The following is a 24,490-nucleotide window of genomic DNA, read 5'->3' as shown; positions in this document are numbered from 1 at the left end:
CACCCTCACCAAACGGGCAACCGGCGAAACCACCCCAACCTGGCGAGACGCATAAACCACAATCACCCATGAACTACGCGAACCAGACGACCTCTGAGCCGCACGGGGCTCACAGGGATCGTTGGGCTCAAGGGGCTCGCTGGCCTCAAGGGGCTCGCAGGGCTCAAGGGGCTCAGGAGATCCGCAGTTCCCACGGGACCCACGGGCGGGCCGGACCACCGGCCCGCCCGCCGGCCCGTGCGCCTCGGCCGCGATCAGCGCACCCACCGCGGTCAGCAGCAGTACGGTGCCCAGCACCACGGCGCCGGTCAGCCGCTCACCGAGCACCAGCACGGCGATCACCGCGGCGCTGACGGGCTCGATCAGCATGATCACGGACACGGTGGCGGCCCGCACCGCGGCGGCGCCGGTGAAGTACAGCGCGTACGCCAGTGCCGTCGGCACGGTGGCCACGTACACCAGCAGCCAGAGCACCCTCCCGATCTCGGCGGTGTGCGGCACCAGCCCCTCGGCCGCGGCGAGCGGCAGCAGGCACACCGTGCCCACCGCGACCGACCACGCGGTGGTGACCAGCGGGTCGCCGCCCGCCCCGCGCCGCCCCAGCCAGCGGGCCCGCACGGTCATCCCGGCGTATCCGGCGGCCGACAGCAGCGCCCAGCCGACACCCAGCGGCCGCACGTCGGCGCCCCCACCGCCCAGGACGAGTACGGCGAGCCCGGCGAGTGCCCCCACGACGGCGGCCACGCCGCCCCGGCCGAGCCGCTCGCCCATCCAGTACCGCGCACCGAGCGCGATCAGCACGGGCCCGGCCCCGAGGGTGACCACCGTGCCGACCGCGAGGCCGGTCTCGCGCACGGCACCGAAGTACGCGGCCTGGAAGAGCGTGAACATGAGCCCGGTCCCGACGAGGGACACCGCCGACGGCCGGGCCGCCGCCGCGCCCCGGGGCCCGCGTACGGCGAGCACCCCTAGCAGCACCACCAGCCCGCCGGCGCACCGCCAGAAGGACAGGGCGAGCGGGCCGAGGTCACTGGCCAGGAAGAGGAGGGAGGCGGCCGCCCCGGCAGTGCCCCAGGCGGCTCCGGCGACGACGAGGTACAGCAGACTGCGCCCTGAAGCGGGCGAGAGGTTCGACACGAGTGTGCTCCGCGCATGCGTGAAGGAGGAAGGGGAAGGTCATCTCCTCGCGGGCAGCGCCGACCCGCCCGGGAACTGCCCGGGCCGGGTCTTCGTCACAGGGGGCGGCTGCCCGCGGCTACGCGGCCGGCGGCGGAAGCACGGTCGAATGCATGACCGCCACCTTAGGCCTTCGTGGTCTCCCGGTCCAGAACGGCCGGTTCCGGATCCACCGCCGCCGGCGGGGTCGGCCGCGCGGTCTGCGCGATGAGCGCCCCGCCCAGCACCAGCGCACCGCCGACGATCTGCGGGGTCGAGAGGTGCTCGCCCAGCAGGATCCAGGCGAACACGGTGGCCACGACCGCCTCCAGGCAGGCCACGACACCAGCCACCTGCGGCGACAGCTTGCGCACCGAGACCACACCGGTGAGGTACGCGAAGGCGGTCGCGATCAGCACCACCCAGGCGAGCAGCACCCACGCGGGCACCCTCAGGTCGCCCATCGCGGCATGGCCCGCCAGCACCTGCCAGTCGATGTTCCAGGGCCGGGCGATCACCGTCATCACCAGTGCCCCCACGAGCATGCCGTACGCGATCACGCCGATCGGGTCCGGAACGTCGTCGCCGGCGTCGCCGTCGGTGCCGTGGTCCGCGAACACGAAGTAGAAGGCCTGGCAGCAGGCGGCGGCGAGGCCGAGCAGCACGCCGAGGGGGTCCAGGCTCAGCCCGGACCAGATCTCGACCACGCAGGCCAGCCCGACGACGGCGACGGCGGCGCCGGCTGCGGCGGCCCGGGTCACCGGCTTGCGCTGTACGAAGCGGATCCAGCCGAGCAGCAGCGCGGGGCCGAGGTACTCCAGCAGCAGGGCCACGCCGACCGGGATCCTGGACAGGGAGGCGAAGTAGAAGGCCTGCACGCCCGCGACGGCCACGAGGCCGAAGCCGGCGAGCAGCAGGGGTTTGCGCAGCGCGAGACCCCGGTGGCGCCAGGCCAGCGGGGAGAGCACCAGGGCCGCCCCGGCCACCCGGAGCCAGACCATGTGCAGCGGGTCCAGACCCGCCTCGATCAGCGGCTTCGCCGCCACTCCCGAACCGCCGAACGCGAACGCCGAGACGAGGGCGAGGCCCAGTCCGGCGTTTTTCCCTGTCGCTTGCATCGGGCCATCATGGCAGGGCCGGTCAGCACCGTCACAGGCGTGACGCCTGTTGAGACGGATCCGAGACCCGGCGTGACCGCGCCGACTGTTTCTGACAGGTCGTCAGTATTGAATGTTCCGCCCGCCGGGGCTACGTTCCGCCGCACGTACCCGACGAGAAGGGGTGGTCGCATGGCCGAAGTCACCGCGGAATCACGGATCGAGGCGTCCGCCGCGAAGGTCTGGGCCCAGCTGACGGACTGGGCGGCGTACGGGGAGTGGAGCATGACCCACACGAATTTCCCCAAGGGCGGCCCCGGGACCCTCGCGGTCGGGACGACCTTCGAGGAGAACATGAAGATGATGGGCTTCCCGGCCGAGGTCGCCTGGACCATCTCCGAGCTGGAGGACGAGCGCGTCTTCGCGATCACCGGCAAGGGCCCGATGGGCGTGGCCATCCTGACCCGGTACACGCTGATCCCGGACGGCGGCGCCACCACGGTCCGCATCGACGGGGAGTTCAACGGGGCGGCCGTCTCCCTGATGGCGGGCAAGCTCAAGGACTCGGCCACCGCCGCCCTGAACGAGTCGCTCCGCAGGCTCGCCGGCCTGGTCGCCTGACCCCCTCCCCCGGCGGCGGGTCCGGGAACGCGGCGGCGCGCCCCGCGGGAGGACCCGCGGGGCGCGCCGTTGTTGCGCCGGCCGGCTCAGTGCTCGTCGGCCAGGATCAGGTAGAGCTTCTTGCGGGCGTCGTTGATGACCGCGAGGGCCTTCTCGCGCTGTTCGGCCGAGCCGGTCTTGTAGACCTGGCCGAAGGCCTCGAACAGGCTCATCCCGGCCGCCCGGACCTCGTGCAGGGCCTCGAAGTCGAATCCGCGCCCGGCGTCGGCCCAGGGGGCCTCGGGGCCCGATTCGGCCTCGGTGCGGCCGGCGTCGGTGAGTGTGAACAGCTTCTTGCCGCCCTCGCTCTGGCTCGTGATGAGCCCCTCGTCCTCCAGCAGCTGGAGGGTCGGGTAGACCGACCCCGGGCTGGGCTTCCAGGCTCCGCCGCTGCGCTCGCCGATCTCCTGGATCATCTCGTAGCCGTGCATCGGGCGGTCCCCCAGCAGTGCCAGGATCGAGGCGCGCACATCTCCGCGCCGCGCCCGGCCGCGCGGTCCGCCGCGCCCGCCCCGCCCACCGAAGGGCCCGCCGCCGAAGGGCGGCCCGAACGGCCCGAAGGCGGCGCGCAGCCCCCTGAACTCCTCCCGACGATCGGGCCCGCAGTGTCCGTGGCCCCGCCCGTGCTCGTGTCCGTGGTCGTGACCGTGCTGTCCGTGTGAACGCATGACTGCGCTCCTTCCGTCTTTCGTTTCCCTGTCATCGCTCCTGCGATGCCTCAACTATCGCTGACCGATCGCGATGCGTCAACGATATATCGGAAACTCGTACCGAACACGGCCCTGACCAGGCAGGCCGGACGCCGGCCGCACGCCGTCAGCGGGCGAACTTGGCCCTGGCCGCCGGCGTGACGGGAGTGAAGAAGTTGACAAGGGTGCCGTCGGGGTCCCGCACCAGGAGCGAGCGGTTCCCCCAGGGCATCGTGGTGGGCGCCTGGACGAGGTCCCCCGCCGGGTCGCCGGCCAGCTCCCGGTGCACGCGGTCCACGTCGTCGACGAGGAACTCGACGATGACGCTGTGGTTGTCCGCCGGGCGCGCAGAGCCCGGGGCGAACAGGGGCACCGTGCGGGTGCCGGCGATGGCGAGCGCGGCCGAGGCGGTCCTCAGTTCGGCGAAGTCCTCGGTGGACCAGCTCGCCTCCACTCCCGTGGCCCGCTCGTAGAAGTCGACGAGGCGGGCGACGTCGCCCGTGATGATGCGGATCGAGACGAAGTCCATGGTTCTCCCTGGGTCGGTGGGGCTCCGGTCGGCCTCACGCTAGAGCGGATACCGGACAGAACCCGCCCGGTATCCGCGAGAGACTTCCGGGTATGCCCCGACCCATCGCACGCGTCCTCACCCTGCTGGAACTCCTGCAGTCGGGCGGCCTGCGCACCGTGCCCGAACTCGCAGACCGGCTCGGCGTCGACGAGCGGACGGTGCGCCGGTACGCCGGCCACCTCCTCGACCTCGACGTACCCGTCGAGTCGGTCCGCGGTCGCCACGGCGGCTACCGGCTGGCCCCCGGCTATCGCATGCCTCCGCTCATGCTGAGCGACGACGAGGCGCTCGCCGTGCTGCTCGGTCTGCTGGCCGGCCGGCGGGCCGGGCTGATGGCCGCCGCGGGCACCGCGAGCGAGACGGCGGCGGCCAAGATCCGACGGGTCCTGCCCGAACGGCTCGGCCGCCGGCTCGACGCGCTGCTCGGCTCGCTCGCCTTCACGGCCCCGCCCGGCACGGCCCCGCCCGGCACCTCGACGGCCCCGGAGACCGGGGTCCTCCTCTCGGTCGCCGACGCGGTGCGCCACCACAGGCCGGTTGCGTTCCGGTACGTCGCCGCGGACGGCCGGCGCACCGAGCGCACGCTGCACCCCTACGGGCTCGTCGCCCACGCGGGCAAGTGGTACGTGACGGGCATGGATCCCGAGGCGGACGGGGAGCGCACGTTCCGACTGGACCGCATGGCCGGCGCGAGGGTGCTGGCCGGCTCGTTCGCCCCGCCCGAGGGGTTCGATCCGGCGGAGCGCGTCCTGTCGGGGCTCGCCGGCGCTCCCCACCGGCACGAGGTGACCGTCCGGGTCCAGGGGAGCGCCGAGGACGTCCGGGCCCGGCTTCCCGCCGGCATCGCGATCGTGGAGGAGCTGCCGCCCGGGGCCGGACCGGATCCGGCGTCCGGGCGCTGGTCCCGGGTCGACCTGCGGGTGGACCGGCTCGACTGGCTGCCCGCCGTACTCGCCTCGCTCGACCGTCCGTTCGTCATCGACCGACCGGACGAGCTCCGCGCGCTCGTCACCGCATGCGCCGCGCGCCTCGCGGACTCGGCCCGCAGAAGACCGCCCCGCGCGTGAACGACGGCCGTGATCATCATGCCAATCGTCCCGGATTGGCATTTGTGGCCGCTCGAACGCGAGCTCTACGGTCGGCGCATGCGCATCCGAATCGTCGACGCCTTCACCGACCGCCCCTTCTTCGGCAACCCCGCCGGGGTCCTGCTCCTCGACGGGGAGTTCCCGCCCGACGCCTGGCTCCGGCAGGTCGCCGCCGAGGTCAACCTCTCCGAGACCGCGTTCGCCCGACCGCTGCCGCCCGGCGGGGACGCCGACTGGGCCCTGCGCTGGTTCACCCCGTCCACCGAGGTCGACATGTGCGGCCACGCCACGCTCGCCACCGCGCACGTGATCGCGGCGAGCGGCCTGGCCCGGGGCCTGATCCGGTTCTCCGCGCGGTGCGGCATCCTCACCGCGGAGACCGCCGAGGACGGCACGATCACGATGGACTTCCCGACGTCCTCCCTCACCCCGGTGGAGGCGGACCCCGGGGTGCAGAGCGCCCTGGGCACGGCGATCAGGTCCGTCCACGACACGTCCGGGCACATCGGCGACCTGCTCGTCGAGCTGGCGGACGAGCGCGCCGTACGCGAGCTCACCCCCGACATCGCGGCCCTGCGCGGCTACGCACGCCGCGGGGTGATCGTCACCGCGGCCGCCGAGGACCCCTCCCGCGGCTACGACTTCGTCTCCCGCGGCTTCTTCCCCGCCTTCGGGATCGACGAGGACCCGGTCACCGGCAGCGCCCACACCGCGCTCGCCCCGTTCTGGGCCGCCCGGCTGGGCCGTACCTCACTGGTCGGCCTCCAGGGCGGAGCGCGCACCGGACGCGTCGCGGTCCGCCTGGCAGGCGACCGTACGCTGCTGACCGGCAAGGCGGTCACCGTCATCGACGGCCAACTGCTCACCCGGCCCTGACGGGGAGGACCCCTCTACGGGGTCGGCAGCCAGCCCACCTTGCCCGCGAGCAGCGCGTACCCGCCGAACGCCACGATGTCGAGCAGCGCGTGCGCGACGACGAGCGGTGCCACCCGGCCCCAGCGGCGGTACGCCAGGACGAAGACGACGCCCATCGCCATGTTGCCGAGGAAGCCGCCGATGCCCTGGTAGAGGTGGTACGAGCCGCGCAGCACCGAGCTGGCCAGCAGCGCGGCCATCGGCGACCAGCCCAGCTGGCCGAGCCTGCGCAGCAGGTAGGCCAGCACGATGATCTCCTCGACCACGGCGTTCTGCAGCGCGGAGAGAATCAGGACGGGGAACTTCCACCACACGTCGGGCAGTGCCTCGGGCACCACCGTCAGGTTGGCCCCGCTCGCCCGCGCCGCCAGGTAGAAGGCCAGCCCCGCGCTGCCGATCCCGGCCGCGACCAGGGCTCCGCGTGCCAGGTCCCAGCCGGGCCGGGTGCGGTCGAAGCCCAGGACGCGCAATCCCGGCACGCCTTCCCGCGTCAGCAGGTGGGCGACCAGCAGCACAGGCACCAGGGCGGTGCCGATGCCGAACAGCTGCCAGGCCAGGTCGAGCCAGGGCCGGCCGGGGGCGTGCGAGCCGTTGAGCGTCGCGGCCTGGTCCTTGAGGCCGCCCGGCTTGGTCAGCGATCCGATGAAGCTGATCAGCGACGCGACGGCGCTCGCGCCGAGCGACAGCGCCAGGACGAGCAGCGTCTCGGTGCGCAGGATCCCCCGTTCGTTCTCGGGGGGCAACGCCTTGACCACCGGTTCCGGCTCCGCCCGCACGTCCGACTCCCGTCCCGCCGTTCCGCTCCGTCCACCCCATACTGCCTCCTCCGCGGGGGAACGGGATCACCGGACCGGGAACGGCCGCGCAGCGGCCGGTTCAGCGCTGCACCCGCACCGTGGCGCTCACCTCCTCGTCGGCCAGTCCGACCGGCCAGGTGTGCACCGGGTCGCCCTTGTGCATCAGCTCGCTGTAGCGCCGGGTGACCGCGGCCAGCGCCGCGTCCCGGTCCAGGCCGGACGCGAGCGCCCGGTGGTAGGTGTCCACCTGCCAGGTCGCGCCGTTCACCCGCCGCTGGCAGCGTTCCTCGATGATCCCGAGGTAGTGGTCGCGGTCGGCGGGCTCGATGCCCCACGCGTCCAGGCCGGCCGCCGCCATCGGCAGCAGCTCGTCCAGGACCAGGCGTACGGCGGACACGCTGGCGAGCCCGCCGCCCCGGCCCCGGCGCGGCCAGCGCAGCCGCGCGTCGATCCCGTACCGGCAGGCCGCGTCGAAGTTGGCCTCCGCCTCGGCGAACGGCAGCCGGGTCCACACCGGCCGCTGCTCGTCGGCGAGCGTGCGGACGAGCCCGTAGTAGAAGGCTGCGTTCGCCACCACGTCGGCGACCGTCGGGCCGGCCGGCAGCACCCGGTTCTCCACGCGCAGGTGCGGCATCCCGTCGGCGATCCCGTACACGGGCCGGTTCCACCGGTAGACCGTGCCGTTGTGCAGGACCAGCTCCTGCAGGGTCGGCACCCCGCCCTCGGCGAGCACGCGCAGCGGCTCCTCCTCGTCGCAGATGGGCAGCAGGGAGGGGAAGTAGCGCACGTTCTCCGCGAAGAGCTCGTACGCCGACTCCACCCAGCGCTCCCCGAACCACGTCCGCGGCCGCACCCCCTGGGCCTGGAGCTCGGGCGGCCGGGTGTCTGTGGCCTGGGTGAAGAGCGGCGGCCGCGACTCGCGCCACAGCTCGCGCCCGAACAGGAACGGTGAGTTGGCGCCGACGGCTATCTGTACGGCGGTCACCGCCTGCGCCGCGTTCCACACGTCGGCGAACCGGGCCGGCGTCACCTGCAGGTGCAGCTGTACGGAGGTGCAGGCGGCCTCCGGCACGATCGACCCGGTGCTCCAGGTGAGCCGCTCGACCCCGTCGATGTCCAGCATGAAGTCCTCGCCGCGCATCATCAGAATCTGTTCGTTCAGCAGCGAGTAGCGGTCCACCGCGGAGAGGTTGGCCGTGACCAGGTCGGCGCGGGTGATCGTCGGCAGGATGCCGATCATCACCACCCCGGCCTCGATCTCGGCGGCCTGCCGGTGGGCATAGCCGAGCCCCGCGCTCAGCTCCTCGGCGAGCTGGTCGAATACCCGGCCGCCGAGCCGGTGCGGAAGGACGTTCACCTCCAGATTGAACATTCCGAGTTCGGTCTGGAAATCCTGGCTCGCTATCCGCTCCAGAACCTGGGCATTCACCATTCTCGGCAACCCGTCGGCGCCCGCCAGATTCAGCTCGATCTCCAGCCCCATCATGTTCTTGGGGCGATCGAACCTCTTCTCCGCCAGAAGCCGCTCCAGCCCCTCCAGGCACTCGTGAAGCTTCCTCCGGTACTTCTGCCGATCGGACAGGTCGAATCCGCCCGCCACGACCTTCTCCCCCATCGAAGCTTCCCTCCTCGAATGGGCCTGGCCAGTAACGCCCAGGCGCGCATGTACGGTCGATGATGCCCCGGAGGCGTGATCGATAACGCCGAGGGGGCGTGCATGGCGGGGAGCGCGCGCCGGTTTGGCCGAAGGGCGCTATGGCACATTCACTTGGCAAGACACCGTATGCAAATTCCGCGTGCGTTTTGCCGGTCCCGGATAATAGACGCTTTCCAGCCGAGCCCCCGTCCGGTAACCTCCGAGGTCAGCGCGACTTGTTCGCGCGCAACCGGCATGAAAGCCATGTCAGCGGGACCGGTAAGCGCCTTGTCGGCAATAGGCGGGACAGCTAGCCGAAACACTGCGTGAACACATGTCGTATAAACTCCGCAAACGAGGCAGAGAGTTGGCGCGCGGCCATTGCCCCTCAGCCCCCCTCTGGCCCCAGAATGCGACAGCGCCGTCCGCACCTGCCCCGTTCCACAGGTCTCCCAAGTGAGAGGCGACCCACCATGCCGCTGCATGTCCCTCCGGCTCCCGCGCCCGCCCTGCGCAGCGTCCTCGCGGCACTCGGTTCCCCCACCGCCGTCCATGAGGCGCACACTCCGGCCCTGCGCGCGCTGCAGGGCCCGGTGACCGCCGAACTGCCGCTGCCGGTCCACGTCCTCGACCGGCTGAACATCTCCCAGCTGGCAGCGGGGGGCCGCCCGCCCCGCACCCGGCTGACCGCCTGGCGGTTCCTGATCCGCAGCGGCGACCGCTACGTCGCCGCCGCGGACACCCGGCTGACCCCGGACGGCTGGGTCTTCTCCCATTTCTTCGAGGGTCCCTATGTCGCGGCCACCGAACGCGCCCTGCGCCAGGCGGAATCCCTCGGCAAGAACTACCAGCCGCGGCTGCTCTCCGTACCCGAGCTGTACATGATGACGCTCTGGCTGCACGGGGCGGTCGGCGCCGACGCCTCCTCCGGGCTGCCGGCCGCCGCGGACCTGCTGGTGCCGTTGGCGCCGGCCCCGCCCGGTATCGCCCCGTACCGGCCGCACCCGGTGTCCGAACTGCTGCCCGTGATGACGCACCGGCTCACTCCGCAGAGTCCGCCGGTCCCACCGTCACTGGCCGCGCCGGCCGCCTGAGCGGGGCCCGCGCAGCGGAGGAACGGGGTCTGAGCAGGTGCGTTCCACGTCGCTGACCCGAACGACCCATTCGGCCTAGCCCACTCGGGCCACCCGTGAACCACCCGAAATGACAGGGGAGTTGACCTGAACCGCCCGCACGAGTGATGCGTCATCAATGTATGAGGACAGCTGCCGGGAAATCCCTGCGGACGGAACTCCGTAGGGCAACACTGGGATCCTGACCAAACCAAGACGTTGATACGGGGGGCGGCCATGAACAAGGCATCGAGCCGCAGCACACAGACCACACCGCAGCGAAAGAACGCATCCATGTGCCAGCACCAGCCAGCGTGCCCGTCAGCCGACTCCGCCGACCGGGAGGCCGCCAAGCCGTTGGCCAACCACCCGGAACAGGGCTGGAGCCTGCTGTGCAACGGAGTCCTGCTCTTCGAGGACACCGGTGAGCTGCTGCCGGACGGCCAGATCATCGCCCCGCACCGCCCGCTCGCGGCGGCGCACGTGATGAAGGCGGCCTAGCCGGCGACAGCACGGAAGGGAACGAAGCAATAGGGAGCGAAGCAGTACGCAACGACGGAGGGCCGGCCCGGGAACCATTCTCCCGGACCGGCCCTTCGTCACGCCGTCACCTCACACGGATGTGTCAGGTCGCCGAGCGGGCTCGGCGGCGCGTGCGGTTCAGTTGTCGTACTCGTCCAGCGGCGGGCAGGAGCACACCAGGTTGCGGTCGCCGAAGGCACCGTCGATACGGCGCACCGGCGGCCAGTACTTCTCCGCAGCGGTGACCCCGCCCGGGAAGACGGCCTCGTCACGGCTGTACGGGTGGTTCCACTCGCCGCCCAGCGCCGCGGCCGTGTGCGGGGAGTTGGCCAGCGGGTTGTCGTCCACGGGCCACTCGCCGCCCGCGACCCGGTCGATCTCGCCGCGAATGGCGATCATCGCGTCGCAGAAGCGGTCGATCTCAGCGAGGTCCTCGGACTCCGTCGGCTCGATCATCAGCGTTCCGGCCACCGGGAAGGACATCGTCGGGGCGTGGAAGCCGTAGTCGATCAGGCGCTTGGCGATGTCGTCCACGCTGACGCCCGTCGCCTTCGACAGCGGTCGCAGGTCGATGATGCACTCGTGCGCGACCAGGTTGCCCGGGCCGGTGTAGAGCACCGGGTAGTGCGGCTCCAGGCGCTTGGCGATGTAGTTCGCGCCGAGCACCGCCACCTGGGTGGCGCGCTTGAGGCCCTCGCCGCCCATGAGACGCACGTACGACCAGGAGATCGGCAAGATGCCGGCCGAGCCCCACGGCGCCGCCGAGATCGGGCCGACGCCCGTCTCCGGACCGGCGGTCGGCTGGAGCGGGTGGTTCGGCAGGTACGGCGCCAGGTGCGCGCGGACGCCGACCGGGCCGACGCCCGGACCGCCGCCGCCGTGCGGGATGCAGAACGTCTTGTGCAGGTTCAGGTGCGAGACGTCGCCGCCGAAGTGACCCGGCTTGGCCAGGCCCACCAGGGCGTTCAGGTTGGCGCCGTCCACGTAGACCTGGCCGCCCGCCTCGTGCACCTGGGCACAGATGTCGGCGACGTGCTCCTCGAACACACCGTGCGTCGAGGGGTAGGTGATCATCAGCACGGCGAGCTCGTCGCGGTACTGCTCGATCTTGGCGCGCAGGTCGTCGGTGTCCACCTCGCCGTCGTCGGCGGTCTTGACGACGACGACCTTCATGCCGGCCATCACGGCGCTGGCGGCGTTGGTGCCGTGCGCCGAGGACGGGATGAGGCAGACGGTGCGCTGCTCGTCGCCGTTCGCCCGGTGGTAGGCGCGGACGGCCAGCAGGCCGGCGAGCTCACCCTGGGAACCGGCGTTCGGCTGGATGGAGACCTTGTCGTAGCCGGTGACCTCGCAGAGACGTTCCTCCAGCTCGGTGATGAGCTGGAGGTACCCCTCGGCCTGCCCGACCGGGGCGAACGGGTGCAGCTGGCCGAATTCGGGCCAGGTGACCGGCTCCATCTCGGTGGTCGCGTTGAGCTTCATGGTGCAGGAGCCCAGCGGGATCATGCCGCGGTCCAGCGCGTAGTCCTTGTCCGCCAGCTTGCGCAGGTAGCGCAGCATCGCGGTCTCGCTGCGGTGGCTGTGGAAGACCGGGTGCGCCAGGTAGTCGTCCGAGCGCAGCAGGCCCTCGGGCAGCGCGTCCGGGGTGGCCTCGTCGAGGGCCTCGATGTCCGCCGTGACGCCGAAGGCGGCCCAGACGGCCTCGATGGCGGAGCGCAGCGTCGTCTCGTCGCAGGAGACGGAGACGTGGTCGGCGTCGACCTGGAACAGGTTGACCCCGCCCTCGCGGGCGGCGGCGACGACGTCGGCGGCCTTTCCGGGCACCCGGGCGGTGAGGGTGTCGAAGTACGAGCCGTGGACCAGCTCGACCCCGCCGGCCGTCAGACCGGCCGCGAGGAGGGCCGCGTAGCGGTGGGTACGGCGGGCGATCGTCCGCAGGCCGTCCGGGCCGTGGTAGACGGCGTACATGCCGGCCATGACGGCGAGCAGCACCTGCGCGGTGCAGATGTTGCTGGTGGCCTTCTCACGGCGGATGTGCTGCTCACGGGTCTGCAGTGCCAGGCGGTACGCCTTGTTGCCGTCCGCGTCCACGGAGACGCCGACGAGGCGGCCCGGCAGCGACCGGGCGTGCTTGTCCTGGACGGCCATGTAGCCGGCGTGCGGGCCGCCGAAGCCCATCGGGACGCCGAAGCGCTGGGTGGTGCCGACGGCGATGTCGGCGCCGAGCGCGCCCGGGGAGGTCAGCAGGGTCAGGGCCAGCAGGTCGGCCGAGACGGCGACGATCGCACCCAGCTCGTGCGCCTGGTCGATGACCGGCTTGATGTCGCGTACGGCACCGGAGGCGCCCGGGTACTGGAGGAGCACACCGTAGACGCCGCGCTCGGCGACCTCGGCGGGGATGCCCGCGGACAGGTCGGCGACGACGACCTCGATGCCGATCGGCTCGGCACGGGTCTCGATCACGGCGATGGTCTGCGGCAGCGCGTCGGCGTCGACGAGGAAGATGTTGCCCTTGGACTTGCCGACGCGGCGGGCCAGCGTCATGGCCTCGGCGGCCGCCGTGCCCTCGTCGAGCAGGGAGGCACCGGAGGTGGGCAGGCCGGTGAGGTCGGCGACGACGGTCTGGAAGTTGAGCAGGGCCTCAAGGCGGCCCTGCGAGATCTCCGGCTGGTAGGGCGTGTACGCCGTGTACCAGGCGGGGTTCTCCATGACGTTGCGCAGGATCACCGGCGGGGTGAAGGTGCCGTAGTAGCCGAGACCGATCATCGGGGTCAGGACCTGGTTGCGGTCGGCGAGCGAACGCAGCTCCGCCAGCACCTCGGCCTCGGTCCGCGCCTCGGGCAGGTTCAGTGCCTCGGCGCTCTTGATCACATCGGGTACCGCGGCAGCGGTCAGTTCGTCCAGCGAGCCGTAGCCCACGTGGGCGAGCATCTTCGCCTGCGCCTCGGCGTCCGGGCCGATGTGGCGCTGCTCGAAGGGGATGCCTCGCTCCAGCTGGGAGAGCGGAATGCGGTTGGCGGTCATGTACGGAGGCCTCCTGGGTCGTACGACCTGCGAGGGGCACCACGGCGCGGGCACCCGGACGGCCTCCCCCTCTGTCATCTCAACCTGAGAGCTTCACCGGAGGCACGGGGATGACCCGCGGACTCCGGCTTTCACCGTCGGTGAGGAGGGGAACCGGCACTGCACGCCCGGTACCCGCACCTGCTTTCCAGAGTGGCCTCACCACGTGCGGTACGTATGCCTGAGAGATTCCGGGGAGGATTTGCTCCTTCGGCGCCTCCGTCATGCTCACTCGGAGGACTCTCCCGCACAGGGTCAACAGCCGTCACCCAGCCTACCAGCGCCCTTCCGGGTCCTCCTTCGAGTGGCCTCCGCTGCGGAAATGCCTTTCTGTAGTCATTACGGAGGAGTTGCGACCATATGGAGGGACCGTGCAGACCGACATCGATCCGCGCAGCCTGATCGGCCGCAAGGCGTTCGACCGCAACGGAACCAAGATCGGCACAGTGGACGAGGTCTACCTCGACGACGCCACGGGCGTACCCGAATGGGCCGCCGTCCGGACGGGCCTGTTCAGCCGGGACGCGTTCGTCCCCCTGGAGCCGAGCGAGGTCGTCGACGACACCCTGCGGGTCCCCTTCGAGCGCTCCCTCATCAAGGACGCCCCCGATTTCGGCGTCGGCCGCCACCTCTCCCCCGAGCAGGAGCTGCAGCTCTACCACCACTACGGGCTGGACGTCTCCCTCCCGTCGGACATCCGGCGCGACTTCGGCCGCCTCGCGAACGGGGACGACTCCTCCTAGGCGGCTCCGGTCCGGGGCGCCTCGGCCCGGGCTCCGGGCTCGGGCGGGGCTTCCGGCTCGGCCCTCCCCACGAGGGGCAGCGGGTCGGAGGGCTCCAGTTCGGGGTCCTCCACCCGGAAGGTGCGCACCCGGCCCGGTGGTGATCCGGGCTGCTCGAAGCGCACGGTCACCCGCCCGACCCCGCTGCCCTGCACCCACCCGGGGCCGTAGACGGCGTGCAGGACGTCGCTCCCGGCCGGCCAGCGCCGTTCCGGGGCGGGCTCCCGGGTGAGGGGCGGCAGCGCGCTCCCGGAGGCCCCCACGGGCCCCACAGGCCCCGCAGGCCCCGCAGGCCCACCTTGAGCAGCAGTCCCGTCGGACTCTCCCGCTCCTCCCGGTCCTCCCGTGTCCTCGGCCTCCGCGTCCGCCGCGGCGGACGCACCCGCCGCAGCAGCATCCGCGACGCCCTCCCCAGCCGCCTCTGCCGCCGCCTCCGCAGCCATGGACTGTGCGAACAGGTCCTCCTGGGTGTAGTCGGCCAGGCCCGTCACACCGACGCCCAGCAGCCGCACCCCACCCGTGGTGTCCACCGCCTCCAGGAGCCGTGCCGCGGCCTCGCGGACCACCGCGGGGTCGTCGGTGGGCCCGCGCAGCGTCTCCGAGCGCGTCAGGGTCGAGAAGTCGTAGCGCCGCACCTTCAGCACGATCGTGCGCCCGGAGTGCCCCGAGCCCCGCAGCCGCTCCACGCACCGGTCTGCCAGCCGCTGCACCTCGCCCCGGATCCGCACCCGGTCGTGCAGGTCCACGTCGAAGGTGTCCTCGACCGACACGGACTTCGCGTCGCGTTCGGCGACCACCGGCCGGTCGTCCAGCCCCAGCGCCATCCGGTACAGCCCGACCCCGTGCGAACGGCCGACCATCCGGACCAGCTCGTCCTCACCGGCCTCGGCCAGCTCCCCCACGGTGGTGATCCCGGCCCGCCGCAGGTGCTCGCCGGTCGCCGGCCCCACGCCCGGCAGGGTCCGCACCGACATCGGCGCGAGCAGGGCCCGCTCCGTCCCCGGTTCGATCAGCAGCAGCCCGTCCGGCTTGGCCTCTTCCGAGGCCACCTTCGCCAGCATCTTCGACCCCGCCAGCCCCACCGATGCGCTGAGCCCGGTCGCGGCCAGGATGGCCGCCCGCAGCCGCTGTCCGGTCTCCAGGGCCGTCTCCGCGTCGAAGGCGGTACCGCCGGCCTCCAGGTCCACGAACGCCTCGTCCAGGCTGAGCGGCTCCACGAGCGGTGAAAGCTCCCGCAGCAGGGCCATGACCACGTCGCTGACCGCCCGGTACAGGGTGAAGCGCGGGATCAGGTAGGCGCCGTTCGGGCAGAGCCGGCGCGCCTGGGCCGTCGGCATCGCCGAGTGCACCCCGAAGCGCCGGGCCTCGTACGAGGCGGTGGCGACCACCCCGCGCGGTCCGAGGCCGCCGACGATCACGGCCTTGCCGCGCAGGCTCGGCTTCGACGCCTGCTCCACGGAGGCGTAGAAGGCGTCCATGTCCAGATGCAGGATGGTCGGCGCGGCTCTCACAGCCCTGATGCTGCCTCATGCCACCGACAATCGGCCGGGGCGGCGCCCGGCCGCTCCGGGACCAGGCTCCGGACCCCGCTCAACCGGCCCTGTTGCGCCGGGCCGCCAGCTCGTCCGTCGGGTTGTGGCCGACCACCGTCTCGCCGGTGTCGACCCGTTCTCCGTGGAGCTGCGACAGCGCGTTCTCGACGTCGCGCCAGACGACTCCCACGGCGATCCCGAAGACGCCCTGCCCGCCCTGGAGCAGGCTGACGACCTGGTCCGGGGAGGTGCACTCGTATACGGTGGCGCCGTCGCTCATCAGCGTCATGCGCTCCAGGTCCGAGAAGCCGCGGTCGCGCAGGTGCTGGACCGCGGTCCGGATGCTCTGCAGCGCCACCCCGGTGTCCAGGAAACGCTTGACGATCTTGAGGACGACGACGTCCCGGAAGCTGTAGAGCCGCTGGGTCCCGGAGCCGTACGCGGGGCGCACCGTGGGCTCGACCAGCCCGGTGCGCGCCCAGTAGTCGAGTTGGCGGTAGGTGATGCCGGCCGCGGCGCACGCGGTCGGTCCCCGGTAGCCGACCTGCTCGGGGGCCGGATCCGTGCCCACCGGAGCGACCGGCGCCGTTTCCGGCTGACGGCGCGCGGAACCGGCCGCACTGCCGTGGAGCGGGTACGGCCCACCGTCACTCCGCACGGGGATGCCCCCGGTCGTACCGTCGCCCGTGACTCTCACGCCGACCCTCCGTCCTTGACCTGCCCCCTCGAAGGTAGGCAGTCACCAGGGGTGCGTCAACGATCGCCACACTCGGCACGCCGAGTGATAATCACCCTGAGAGTGGTTTCCCGTGTCCTGGGACGGGGAAAGGCTAACCGAATGGGCTGTCACGGCCCGTGGACGGTGCGGCCGACGGCTCACTGCGGCCCGGTGCCGAAGTCCTCCGGAGAGATCTGGTCGAGGAACTCGCGGAACTTCTCCACTTCGTCCTCCTGCTCGTCCGGAATGGCGATTCCGGCGTCGTCCAGCACGCCGTCGCTCCCGTAGATCGGCGTCCCCGTGCGCAGGGCCAGCGCTATGGCGTCGGAAGGCCGCGCGCTCACCTCGACCCCGCTGGCGAAGACGAGCTCCGCGTAGAAGACGCCCTCCCGCAGATCCGTGATCCGGACCTCGGTGAGCTCCTCGCCGATCGCCTCCAGCACGTCCTTGAACAGGTCGTGCGTCAGCGGCCGCGCAGGGGCCATGCCCTGTTGCGCGAAGGCGATGGCGGTCGCCTCCCCGGGTCCGATCCAGATGGGAAGGTACCGGTCGCCTCCCACTTCACGCAGGAGCACGATCGGTTGGTTGGAGGGCATTTCCACCCGGACACCCACAACGTCGAGCTCGTTCACACAGCAACCCTAGGACCTGCTCGGCAGGTTTGGGTAGTCGGGCCCCCGTCGAGGGGTCCCCGGGTCAGGGCAGACGGACCCCGAGAGCGGTCTGCACCAAGGCCTCGTGGAGCCGTACGGACAGCCCTGCGAGCTCTTTCAGGGTGGCCTCGGCGTGCGCCCTGGTCTGCGGGTTGCGGTGCCGCCGCAAGGGTGCCACGACCTGCTCCACCAGGCCCGCCTCGCGGTCCGCGGCGGCCTTCATGGCCCGCAGGTGCCGCGGCTCCAGCCCGAACCGGCCCAGATCCGCCACCAGCCGGGCCACGGTGACCGCCTCCGCGTCGTATCCGCCGCCCGGAGCCTCACCGATCAGCCCGTACGACTCCCACTCGGCCAGCTGCACCTCGTCCACCTCGGCGGCGGCGAGCAGCTCGGAGCGGCCCACCCGGGCCGAGCCCGGCCGGTCCCGGCCCACCTCGCCGTACACGGCGGCGGGTCCGGAGGGGTCGGCGGAGTCCCCGTGCGCCGTGGGCGCCGGGATCCGGATCTGCTCGCCACGGGCGAGTGCGTCGAGCTGCTCCCGGATGACCTTCAGCGGCAGGTAGTGATCCCGCTGCAGCCGCAGGATGCGGGCCAGCCGCTCGACGTCCTCGGTGCTGAACTTGCGGTATCCGGAAGGTGTGCGCCGGGGCTCCACGAGCCCCTCCGCCTCCAGGAAGCGGATCTTCGAGATGGTGACTTCGGGGAACTCGTCGCGCAGCAGGGTGAGCACCGTACCGATGCTCACCAGCCGCCCGGCCGAGCCGACGCTGCCGGCGGTGCCGCTCTTCGGGGCACCGCCGGTGGGGGGACGCAGCATGGGACCTTCCCTTGAAGGGTCAGACGCCCCGCAGGCTCGCGTAGAAGACCAGCCGGTACTTGCCGATCTGCACCTCGTCGCCGTTGTGCAGGGCGACCGAGTCGATCGGCTCACGGTTGACGTACGTGCCGTTGAGGCTGCCCACGTCGGAGACGGTGAAGCCGCCGTCCTGGCTCCTGCGGAACTCGACATGCCGCCGGGAGACCGTGACGTCGTCCAGGAAGATGTCGCTCTGCGGATGCCTGCCCGCCGTGGTCAGTTCACCGTCCAGCAGGAAGCGGCTGCCGGAATTGGGGCCACGCCGCACGATCAGCAGGGCGGAGCCCGGAGGCAGAGCTTCCACCGCGGCCTGGGCCTCGGGGGACAGAGAGGACGACACGTGCTGCTGTCCCGACACCTCGGCCTCGTAGGCCTCGAGGCCCGAGATCGAGATCGTGGACGTGGTCTCCGAGGCACGCTCAGGCGTCAGACCCGCCCGCAGCGGCGCGCCGCAGTTGGAGCAGAACCGGCTGGCCGCATCGCTGCGGTGTCCGCACCTGCTGCAAACCTGCTCGGCCGACATGGACGGCTCCTCGCGCCGCGGCTGCCCCGCGGAGGCATTGGTGGCATACGGGTCGGGGGCAAACCCTCCACCCGAACTTGAGGTTGATGGTTCACCGAAACCTATGCGTCCGGAACCGGCAGGGTCAACAGACGACGCGCCGGGCGCGCCCGGAACATCCCCCGCGCCGGCCACCTCGTCACGGAAGAGCGGCCGGTCGCCCGGACCTTCCGCCTCCCCCTGTCCCGCACGGTGCCTGGCCGCACCGCTTTCCTCGCGGTTCTTCTTGCCGAACAACTTCTCAAACAACTTCACGGGCGATTCCCCTTGAACGAAACAGACCCGCCCGTGGGGCAGGACGAACTCCGAATGCACACACCTGCCGACCCGGACATTCTCACAACGTCCGTAACCACCAGACAGTTTCCACCACGCGGCACGACTTCAGTGCGCCGACCCCCCGCAGGCATCAGCCCGCGTGAGACGTTCCGCGCCCCGTCCCGCGTCACGACGATGACGACCGAGCGTAGTCAGGCTGCTTCGCAGCCCGCAAGGCATCCACAACGATCTTCGCCGACCGTGTGACGGCGACGGTGGCCTGTTCCTTCTCCAGCGTCTGCACGACACCGCCGGGGATGTTCAGGGCGGGCTCCAGATCCTGTGGCTTGCCGATCACCTTGAACTCGTAAGGCTGTGTGATCTTCTTACCGTCGATGCCGACCCCACCGCCCTCGTCCGAGAAGAACGAGCTCGCCACGACGCGCACACCGTTGATCTGGATCGCCTCGGCCCCGGCCGCCCGCAGCTCCTGGAGGGTGTCCAGCAGCTGGTCCGACTGCACCTGCCCCTTGGGATCGGTGATCTTCAGCGTGATGCCCGGCCCCTGCGCCGCCACCGTACCGGCCAGGATCCCCAGTTGGCGTTCCTTCTCGACGGTCTGCCGGCGGGCCTCCTCCGCCTGGTTGGAGCTGCTCTCCAGCTCCTTGCGCTGGTCCTCCAGCCGCTGCTTCTCGTCCTCCAGGCGCTTGGTCCGCCCGTCGAGCTCGTCGAGGATCCGTACGAGGTCCTCCTGACGGGCCCCGCGCAGCGCGCTGGAGTCGCTGTTCGACCGCACCTGGATGGCCAGCCCCAGCCCGAGGACGAACAGCAGCAGCGCGACGATCAGTTGGGCCCGGCTCACGCGCGGCGGCCACAGCCCCTGCGCCAGCCGCTGCCGACCGGTCTGCGCGGGCTCGGCGGGCGGGGCCGGCGCCACGGCGGGGGTGGCCTCACCCGGCTCGGCGGAACCGGCGGGCCGTACGGGCGGGGCGGAACCGGCGGGCCGTACCGGCGGGACGGGCTGCGCGGGCCCGCCGGGCTGCGCCTCCCGCCGCGCGTCCTGTTCCGGCTCGTCCTGGGGCGGCAGCTCCGAGCCCATCGGCTCCTCGGGCGGATTGTCGTTCGTACTCATCGGCCTCACGCCCGGAACACGTGCCGGCGGATGGCCGCGGCGTTGGAGAAGATGCGGATACCGAGGACGACGACCACACCGGTGGAGAGCTGCGAGCCGACACCCAGCTTGTCACCGAGGAAGACGATCAGTGCAGCGACGACCACGTTCGACAGGAACGACACCACGAAGACCTTGTCGACGAAGATGCCGTCCAGCATCGCGCGCAGACCGCCGAACACCGCGTCCAGCGCCGCCACCACGGCGATCGGCAGATAAGGCTCTACGACGGCCGGCACTTCGGGCCGGACCAGAAGTCCGACCACCACTCCGGCCACCAGGCCCAGTACCGCGATCACGATGCACCCTTCTTCGGCTCTTCTGCTGTAGCTGTACGTACGGTCAGGCTCGACGCGGCCGGCAGCCGCAGGTCGTCCGACGGGGACAGGGCGGCGCGGATCCCGTAGTTCTCCTGCAGGGCGTGCAGGTACTGGCCGTCCGCGGAGTCCTGGAACGCGGTCCCCAGCCGTTTCTTGTCCCCCACCGCCAACACCTCGTACGGAGGCACCAGCGGCCTGTTGTCGACCAGTATCGCGTCACCCGCGGCCCTGATCGCCGACAACGCCGTCAGCCGCTGCCCGTTGATCGAGACGGCCTCGGCCCCCGACTGCCACAGGCCGTTGACGATCTTCTGCATGTCCCGGTCGCGCAGCCGCCCGGTGTCCGAGAAGCCGGCGTTCTCGCGCGGCTTGCCGCCACCGCCCGACGAGGAGCCCTTGGCGTCGTCCACGACCAGCTTGATCCCCGGCCCGCGGACCTCCGTCGCACCCGACAGCAGGGCCACGAGCTGCCCCTGGTCGCCGCCCTGCTGCTTCAACGCCGCGCGCTGACGGCTCGCGACGTCCTCCCGCAGCCGCTCGATGTCCCGCTCCAGGCCGTCCGCGCGCTCGTCGGCCCGCTGCACCCGGTCGATCAGCTCCTGGCGCTCCTTGGCCAGTACCGGCGCGGCTATCCGCGCCTGGGCGGCACCCAGCGTGACGACCATGGCGGCGAGCACGAGCCCGGCGGCGAGCGCCAGCTTGGCCTTGAGGGTGCGCGGCAGACCCGCGGTACCCTCCGCCTCGCGCCGGGCCGACGCTTCCGCATAGCCCTCGTCGAGACTGTGGTCCATCACGTGCGTCAGCAGCGACATGGAGGCGTCCGGGCGCGCGGGAGGCGCCGGCACCGGACTCCGGTTGTGGGGCGGCTGCGACATGCCGCTCATCGTCGCATGTCGCAGCCGCCCGTACCGAATGCGCCCGTCCGGTGGACGGGGAGCGACGGATACCGCTCCCCGTCCACCGGACGGAACTGCCCCACCACGGCTCCGGCTCAGTGCCCGGCGCCGTCCACCACCGCGGCCCACTCGTCCAGCAGTGCCTGCGCGGACGAGTCGTCGGGCCCCTCGGCCCACAGGTGGGTGACCGCCTCAGCCGGGTCCGGCAGCACCAGCGCCCACCGTCCGTCGGCCTCGACCACCCGCACACCGTCGGTGGTGTCCACCTGCCGGTCCCCTGCCGCCTCCACGACCCGCCGCATCACGAGCCCCTTCACGGCCCACGGGGTCGGTACGTCCCGCTTGAGTACATGGGCTCGCGGTATCCGCGCATCGATCTGGCTCAGCGTGAGCTGCGTCCGCGCCACCAGTCCGATCAGCTGGACGAAGGCCGCCGATCCGTCGAACACGCTGCTGAACTCCGGAACGATGTACCCGCCCCGGCCGTCCCCACCGAAGATCGTGTTCTCCGCCCGGCCCACCCGGGTCAGGTCGTCGGGCGACGTCGTCGTCCACTCCACCTGGGTCCCGTGGTACGCCGCCACCTGCTCGGCGATGCGGGTCGTGGTCACCGGCAGGGCCACCTTGCCGCTGCGCTTCTCCGCGGCCACCAGGTCGAGAAGCACCAGCAGCGCCCGGTCGTCCTCGATGATCCGCCCGCGCTCGTCCACCAGGGAGATCCGCTCTCCCACCGGGTCGAACCGCACGCCGAACGCCGCCCGCGCCGAGGCCACGATCTCCCCGAGCCGCACCAGCCCGGCCCGCCGGGACTCCGCGGTCTCCGTCGGCCTCAACTCGTCGAGCCCCGGGTTGATCGTCAGGGCGTCCACCCCGAGTCGGCCCAGCAGGCTGGGCAGGACCAGTCCGGCACTGCCGTTGGAGGCGTCCACGACGACCTTGAGCCCGGAATCGGCGATACCGGTCGTGTCCACCCCGCGCAGCAGCGAACCCGTATAGGCGTCGAACACACTGCCCGGGAACTGCAGGTCGCCGATCTCGCCCGGGAACGCCCGCCGGTACTCCTGGCGCGCGTACACGCGGTCCAGCTTGCGCTGCTGCTGGAGCGAGAGGTCGGCCCCGCGCTCGTCCAGGAACATGATGTCGACCGAGTCGGGCACTCCCGGCGAGGTCCGCAGCACGATCCCGCCGGCGCTGCCTCGCGCCGTCTGCTGCCGGGCCACGGGCAGGGGCACGTTCTCCAGGTCGCGCACGTTGATCGCGCTGGCCTGGAGCGCGGAGATCACGGCGCGCTTGAGCGCTCTCGCACCACGGGAGTGGTCACGCGCCGTGGTGACCGTCGCCCCCTTCTTCAGGGTCGTGGCGTACGCGCCGGCGAGCCGGACCACCAGCTCGGGCGTGATCTCCACGTTCAGGATGCCGGTGACGCCGCGGGCGCCGAACAGATGCGCCTGACCGCGGGACTCCCAGATCACCGACGTGTTGACGAAGGCGCCCGCCTCGATCGTCTTGAAGGGGTAGACGCGCACGTTCCCCTGAATGATCGATTCCTCGCCGACCAGACACTCGTCACCGATGACGGCCCCGTCCTCGATCCGGGCGGCCCGCATGATGTCGGTGTTCTTGCCGATGACGCAGCCGCGCAGATTGCTGTGGGGCCCGATGTAGACGTTGTCGTGGATGACGGCCCGGTGCAGGAAGGCCCCGCTCTTGACGACGACGTTGGAGCCGACGACCGTGTGCTCGCGGATCTCCACACCGGCCTCGACCTTGGCGTAGTCCCCGATGTACAGGGGACCGCGGAGCACCGCGTCGGGGCTCACCTCGGCTCCCTCGGCGACCCACACGCCGGGCGAGATCTCGAAGCCGTCCATATCGACCTGGACCTTGCCTTCGAGGACGTCGGCCTGCGCCTTGACGTAGCTCTCGTGCGTGCCGACGTCCTCCCAGTAGCCCTCGGCCACGTATCCGTAGATCGGCCGGCCTTCCTTCATCAGCTGCGGGAAGACATCGCCCGACCAGTCGACCGGAACATCCGGGTCCACGTAATTGAAGACCTCGGGCTCCATCACGTAGATACCGGTGTTGACCGTGTCCGAGAACACCTGCCCCCACGTCGGTTTCTCGAGGAAGCGTTCGACCTTTCCTTCCTCGTCCACGATGGTGATGCCGAATTCCAGCGGGTTCGGCACCCGGGTCAGGCACACCGTGACGAGTGCGCCCTTCTGCTTGTGGAAGCGGATGAGGTCGGTGAGGTCGAAGTCGGTGAGTGCATCGCCGGAAATGACGAGGAAAGCGTCGTCCTTCAAGGCCTCCTCGGCGTTCTTCACACTGCCGGCAGTGCCGAGTGGCTTCTCCTCGTTGGCATAGGTGAGCTCCATTCCGAGCTCTTCGCCGTCCCCGAAGTAGTTCTTGACGAGTGACGCCAGGAACTGGACGGTGACGACGGTCTCGTTGAGCCCGTGCCGCTTGAGCAGCCTCAGCACGTGCTCCATGATCGGCCGGTTGGCCACCGGCAGGAGCGGCTTGGGCATGCTCGAGGTCATGGGGCGAAGGCGTGTGCCTTCACCACCGGCCATCACGACGGCCTTCATGTCGGAAGAGTCCTCCTAGAGAGACGACGTTCTCGCCGACCTCACCCGCCCCGGACGGTGACTTCGCAACTCTTCCGCGTCAGCCGGGCGCCGAGCGAGCTCAATCGGCCGCGGTGTCCGCCTTCACGATCCGGCGGACTTGCACCACGTAAAGGATTCCTGCCCACCAGTAGAGGGTTGTACCCCATCCGGCGAACGCCCATCCGAAAACTGCCCCCATCCAGGCCAACCACCCCGTACCGTCACTGAGCAACAGCAGAGGGAAGGCGTACATCAGGTTGAAGGTCGCGGCCTTGCCGAGGAAGTTGACCTGCGGCGGCGGATACCCGTGCCGGCGCAGGATCCAGACCATCACCAGCAGCATCAGCTCACGGGCCAGCAGGGCCCCGGCGACCCACAGCGGCAGAATGTCTCGATAGGTCAGGCCGAAGAGCGTGGAGAGGATGTAGAGCCGGTCCGCGGCGGGATCCAGCAGCCGCCCGAGGCTGCTGATCTGATTCCAGCGCCGTGCCAGCTTCCCGTCGAGGTAGTCGCTGACCCCGCTGAGCATGAGGACGGCCAGCGCCCAGCCGTCGTGCTTCTCCAGAATCAGCCAGAGGAACAGGGGCACGCCGGCGAGGCGAGCCATGCTCAGGATGTTCGGAATGGTGAAAATTCGGTCCGTCTGAACCCGAGTCTCCTGGACCTCCACCCGGGGGCCTCCACTGTTGAACGTACGAACGATGCCTCCTGACCCTACAGGAACACGCACCGCGCCTGAACGCAGAAAAGCCCCGCACCGAGCCGGTAAGGGCTGGTGCGGGGCTTTCCCACAATGATTGTTCGGCGGCGTCCTACTCTCCCACA

The 24,490-nt window shown here is 71.1% G+C and carries 22 protein-coding genes, 1 pseudogene and 1 riboswitch; of the genes and pseudogenes, 6 read left to right on the top strand and 17 right to left on the bottom strand.

What is annotated here, in order from left to right; translation table 11 throughout:
* Positions 1 to 228 precede the first annotated feature (228 nt).
* Positions 229 to 1,137 (bottom strand): annotated as a pseudogene (locus ACIPK4_RS39215) (DMT family transporter); the annotation flags it as partial.
* 164 nt (positions 1,138 to 1,301) lie between these two features.
* Positions 1,302 to 2,273 carry an EamA family transporter gene (locus ACIPK4_RS39210; RefSeq protein WP_402322518.1) on the bottom strand — a complete coding sequence of 324 codons (972 nt, stop codon included), beginning with the start codon at positions 2,271 to 2,273 and terminating at the stop codon, positions 1,302 to 1,304.
* A 171-nt stretch (positions 2,274 to 2,444) separates the two neighbouring features.
* Here ACIPK4_RS39210 and ACIPK4_RS39205 point away from each other — a divergent pair, with 171 nt between their 5' ends.
* Positions 2,445 to 2,873 carry an SRPBCC family protein gene (locus ACIPK4_RS39205; RefSeq protein ID WP_402322515.1) on the top strand — a complete coding sequence of 143 codons (429 nt, stop codon included), beginning with the start codon at positions 2,445 to 2,447 and terminating at the stop codon, positions 2,871 to 2,873.
* Between the two features lie 86 nt (positions 2,874 to 2,959).
* Here ACIPK4_RS39205 and ACIPK4_RS39200 read toward each other — a convergent pair whose 3' ends face one another.
* The gene (locus ACIPK4_RS39200; RefSeq protein WP_376201699.1) at positions 2,960 to 3,580 is read right to left on the bottom strand and encodes a PadR family transcriptional regulator; all 621 of its coding nucleotides are present in this window, start codon (positions 3,578 to 3,580) and stop codon (positions 2,960 to 2,962) included.
* Positions 3,581 to 3,728: 148 nt separating this feature from the next.
* Positions 3,729 to 4,130, bottom strand: coding sequence for a VOC family protein (locus tag ACIPK4_RS39195; RefSeq protein ID WP_376201701.1), 402 nt, complete (start codon positions 4,128 to 4,130; stop codon positions 3,729 to 3,731).
* A 92-nt stretch (positions 4,131 to 4,222) separates the two neighbouring features.
* Between ACIPK4_RS39195 and ACIPK4_RS39190 the strand changes: the two genes are divergently transcribed.
* A complete protein-coding gene (locus tag ACIPK4_RS39190; RefSeq protein ID WP_402322511.1) occupies positions 4,223 to 5,239 on the top strand; it encodes a helix-turn-helix transcriptional regulator in 1,017 nt (338 codons plus the stop codon).
* A gap of 78 nt (positions 5,240 to 5,317) precedes the next feature.
* Complete coding sequence (locus ACIPK4_RS39185; RefSeq protein WP_402322508.1) at positions 5,318 to 6,136, top strand: PhzF family phenazine biosynthesis protein; 819 nt, start codon at positions 5,318 to 5,320, stop codon at positions 6,134 to 6,136.
* Between the two features lie 14 nt (positions 6,137 to 6,150).
* Here ACIPK4_RS39185 and ACIPK4_RS39180 read toward each other — a convergent pair whose 3' ends face one another.
* Both ACIPK4_RS39180 and ACIPK4_RS39175 read right to left on the bottom strand, forming a co-directional pair.
* On the bottom strand, positions 6,151 to 6,951 hold the full coding sequence (locus ACIPK4_RS39180) for a CPBP family intramembrane glutamic endopeptidase (RefSeq protein ID WP_402322506.1): 801 nt from the start codon (positions 6,949 to 6,951) through the stop codon (positions 6,151 to 6,153).
* Between the two features lie 100 nt (positions 6,952 to 7,051).
* On the bottom strand, positions 7,052 to 8,587 hold the full coding sequence (locus ACIPK4_RS39175) for a glutamate-cysteine ligase family protein (RefSeq protein ID WP_402322503.1): 1,536 nt from the start codon (positions 8,585 to 8,587) through the stop codon (positions 7,052 to 7,054).
* Positions 8,588 to 9,081: 494 nt separating this feature from the next.
* Between ACIPK4_RS39175 and ACIPK4_RS39170 the strand changes: the two genes are divergently transcribed.
* Positions 9,082 to 9,702 carry a hypothetical protein gene (locus tag ACIPK4_RS39170; RefSeq protein WP_402322500.1) on the top strand — a complete coding sequence of 207 codons (621 nt, stop codon included), beginning with the start codon at positions 9,082 to 9,084 and terminating at the stop codon, positions 9,700 to 9,702.
* 312 nt (positions 9,703 to 10,014) lie between these two features.
* The gene (locus ACIPK4_RS39165; protein WP_030158404.1) at positions 10,015 to 10,221 is read left to right on the top strand and encodes a DUF5999 family protein; all 207 of its coding nucleotides are present in this window, start codon (positions 10,015 to 10,017) and stop codon (positions 10,219 to 10,221) included.
* Positions 10,222 to 10,380: 159 nt separating this feature from the next.
* Here ACIPK4_RS39165 and gcvP read toward each other — a convergent pair whose 3' ends face one another.
* Entirely contained in the window at positions 10,381 to 13,266 is a 2,886-nt protein-coding gene (gcvP, locus tag ACIPK4_RS39160; RefSeq protein WP_402322497.1) for an aminomethyl-transferring glycine dehydrogenase, read from the bottom strand.
* 198 nt (positions 13,267 to 13,464) lie between these two features.
* A riboswitch (glycine riboswitch) is annotated at positions 13,465 to 13,563 on the bottom strand.
* Positions 13,564 to 13,676: 113 nt separating this feature from the next.
* On the opposite strand from gcvP, the gene ACIPK4_RS39155 reads away from it, so the two are divergent.
* The gene (locus ACIPK4_RS39155) at positions 13,677 to 14,048 is read left to right on the top strand and encodes a PRC-barrel domain-containing protein (RefSeq protein ID WP_402322494.1); all 372 of its coding nucleotides are present in this window, start codon (positions 13,677 to 13,679) and stop codon (positions 14,046 to 14,048) included.
* Here the strand turns inward: ACIPK4_RS39155 and ACIPK4_RS39150 are convergent.
* From ACIPK4_RS39150 to ACIPK4_RS39105, 10 genes are all read right to left on the bottom strand, one after another.
* Positions 14,045 to 15,598 carry a DNA polymerase IV gene (locus ACIPK4_RS39150; protein ID WP_402322491.1) on the bottom strand — a complete coding sequence of 518 codons (1,554 nt, stop codon included), beginning with the start codon at positions 15,596 to 15,598 and terminating at the stop codon, positions 14,045 to 14,047. The two genes, ACIPK4_RS39155 and ACIPK4_RS39150, sit on opposite strands and share 4 nt — an antisense overlap.
* Positions 15,599 to 15,677: 79 nt before the next feature.
* On the bottom strand, positions 15,678 to 16,316 hold the full coding sequence (locus ACIPK4_RS39145; RefSeq protein ID WP_402322488.1) for a MerR family transcriptional regulator: 639 nt from the start codon (positions 16,314 to 16,316) through the stop codon (positions 15,678 to 15,680).
* Positions 16,317 to 16,495: 179 nt separating this feature from the next.
* The gene (locus tag ACIPK4_RS39140) at positions 16,496 to 16,969 is read right to left on the bottom strand and encodes a bifunctional nuclease family protein (protein WP_030009777.1); all 474 of its coding nucleotides are present in this window, start codon (positions 16,967 to 16,969) and stop codon (positions 16,496 to 16,498) included.
* A gap of 64 nt (positions 16,970 to 17,033) precedes the next feature.
* Complete coding sequence (locus ACIPK4_RS39135; protein WP_402322485.1) at positions 17,034 to 17,807, bottom strand: MerR family transcriptional regulator; 774 nt, start codon at positions 17,805 to 17,807, stop codon at positions 17,034 to 17,036.
* A gap of 19 nt (positions 17,808 to 17,826) precedes the next feature.
* Positions 17,827 to 18,723 (bottom strand): FHA domain-containing protein, encoded by an 897-nt coding sequence (locus ACIPK4_RS39130; RefSeq protein ID WP_082410780.1) that lies wholly within the window; start codon positions 18,721 to 18,723, stop codon positions 17,827 to 17,829.
* Between the two features lie 130 nt (positions 18,724 to 18,853).
* Positions 18,854 to 19,798, bottom strand: coding sequence for a DUF881 domain-containing protein (locus tag ACIPK4_RS39125; RefSeq protein WP_402322482.1), 945 nt, complete (start codon positions 19,796 to 19,798; stop codon positions 18,854 to 18,856).
* Between the two features lie 5 nt (positions 19,799 to 19,803).
* Positions 19,804 to 20,136: a small basic family protein gene (locus ACIPK4_RS39120; RefSeq protein WP_030158423.1), complete on the bottom strand. Its 333-nt coding sequence runs from the start codon at positions 20,134 to 20,136 to the stop codon at positions 19,804 to 19,806.
* Positions 20,133 to 21,041 (bottom strand): DUF881 domain-containing protein, encoded by a 909-nt coding sequence (locus ACIPK4_RS39115; RefSeq protein WP_402322479.1) that lies wholly within the window; start codon positions 21,039 to 21,041, stop codon positions 20,133 to 20,135. The genes ACIPK4_RS39120 and ACIPK4_RS39115 overlap by 4 nt, the downstream gene beginning before the upstream one ends.
* Before the next feature lie 107 nt (positions 21,042 to 21,148).
* Positions 21,149 to 23,644, bottom strand: coding sequence for a sugar phosphate nucleotidyltransferase (locus tag ACIPK4_RS39110; protein WP_376201732.1), 2,496 nt, complete (start codon positions 23,642 to 23,644; stop codon positions 21,149 to 21,151).
* A 100-nt stretch (positions 23,645 to 23,744) separates the two neighbouring features.
* Positions 23,745 to 24,335 carry a CDP-alcohol phosphatidyltransferase family protein gene (locus ACIPK4_RS39105; RefSeq protein WP_054223941.1) on the bottom strand — a complete coding sequence of 197 codons (591 nt, stop codon included), beginning with the start codon at positions 24,333 to 24,335 and terminating at the stop codon, positions 23,745 to 23,747.
* Positions 24,336 to 24,490: the final 155 nt, after the last annotated feature.

It is taken from the genome of Streptomyces sp. NPDC086989, from assembly GCF_044745505.1.
GTDB lineage: Bacteria > Actinomycetota > Actinomycetes > Streptomycetales > Streptomycetaceae > Streptomyces.
This window is presented reverse-complemented; position numbering and strand designations above follow the sequence as displayed.

What these genes read in the sequence shown, in the direction of transcription:
- ACIPK4_RS39210 (WP_402322518.1), bottom strand. Translation starts at nt 2,273, where the DNA reads ATGCAAGCGACAGGGAAAAACGCCGGACTGGGCCTCGCCCTCGTCTCG.
- ACIPK4_RS39205 (WP_402322515.1), top strand. Translation starts at nt 2,445, where the DNA reads ATGGCCGAAGTCACCGCGGAATCACGGATCGAGGCGTCCGCCGCGAAG.
- ACIPK4_RS39200 (WP_376201699.1), bottom strand. Translation starts at nt 3,580, where the DNA reads ATGCGTTCACACGGACAGCACGGTCACGACCACGGACACGAGCACGGG.
- ACIPK4_RS39195 (WP_376201701.1), bottom strand. Translation starts at nt 4,130, where the DNA reads ATGGACTTCGTCTCGATCCGCATCATCACGGGCGACGTCGCCCGCCTC.
- ACIPK4_RS39190 (WP_402322511.1), top strand. Translation starts at nt 4,223, where the DNA reads ATGCCCCGACCCATCGCACGCGTCCTCACCCTGCTGGAACTCCTGCAG.
- ACIPK4_RS39185 (WP_402322508.1), top strand. Translation starts at nt 5,318, where the DNA reads ATGCGCATCCGAATCGTCGACGCCTTCACCGACCGCCCCTTCTTCGGC.
- ACIPK4_RS39175 (WP_402322503.1), bottom strand. Translation starts at nt 8,587, where the DNA reads ATGGGGGAGAAGGTCGTGGCGGGCGGATTCGACCTGTCCGATCGGCAG.
- ACIPK4_RS39170 (WP_402322500.1), top strand. Translation starts at nt 9,082, where the DNA reads ATGCCGCTGCATGTCCCTCCGGCTCCCGCGCCCGCCCTGCGCAGCGTC.
- ACIPK4_RS39165 (WP_030158404.1), top strand. Translation starts at nt 10,015, where the DNA reads ATGTGCCAGCACCAGCCAGCGTGCCCGTCAGCCGACTCCGCCGACCGG.
- gcvP (WP_402322497.1), bottom strand. Translation starts at nt 13,266, where the DNA reads ATGACCGCCAACCGCATTCCGCTCTCCCAGCTGGAGCGAGGCATCCCC.
- ACIPK4_RS39135 (WP_402322485.1), bottom strand. Translation starts at nt 17,807, where the DNA reads ATGCTGCGTCCCCCCACCGGCGGTGCCCCGAAGAGCGGCACCGCCGGC.
- ACIPK4_RS39125 (WP_402322482.1), bottom strand. Translation starts at nt 19,798, where the DNA reads ATGAGTACGAACGACAATCCGCCCGAGGAGCCGATGGGCTCGGAGCTG.
- ACIPK4_RS39115 (WP_402322479.1), bottom strand. Translation starts at nt 21,041, where the DNA reads ATGAGCGGCATGTCGCAGCCGCCCCACAACCGGAGTCCGGTGCCGGCG.
- ACIPK4_RS39110 (WP_376201732.1), bottom strand. Translation starts at nt 23,644, where the DNA reads ATGAAGGCCGTCGTGATGGCCGGTGGTGAAGGCACACGCCTTCGCCCC.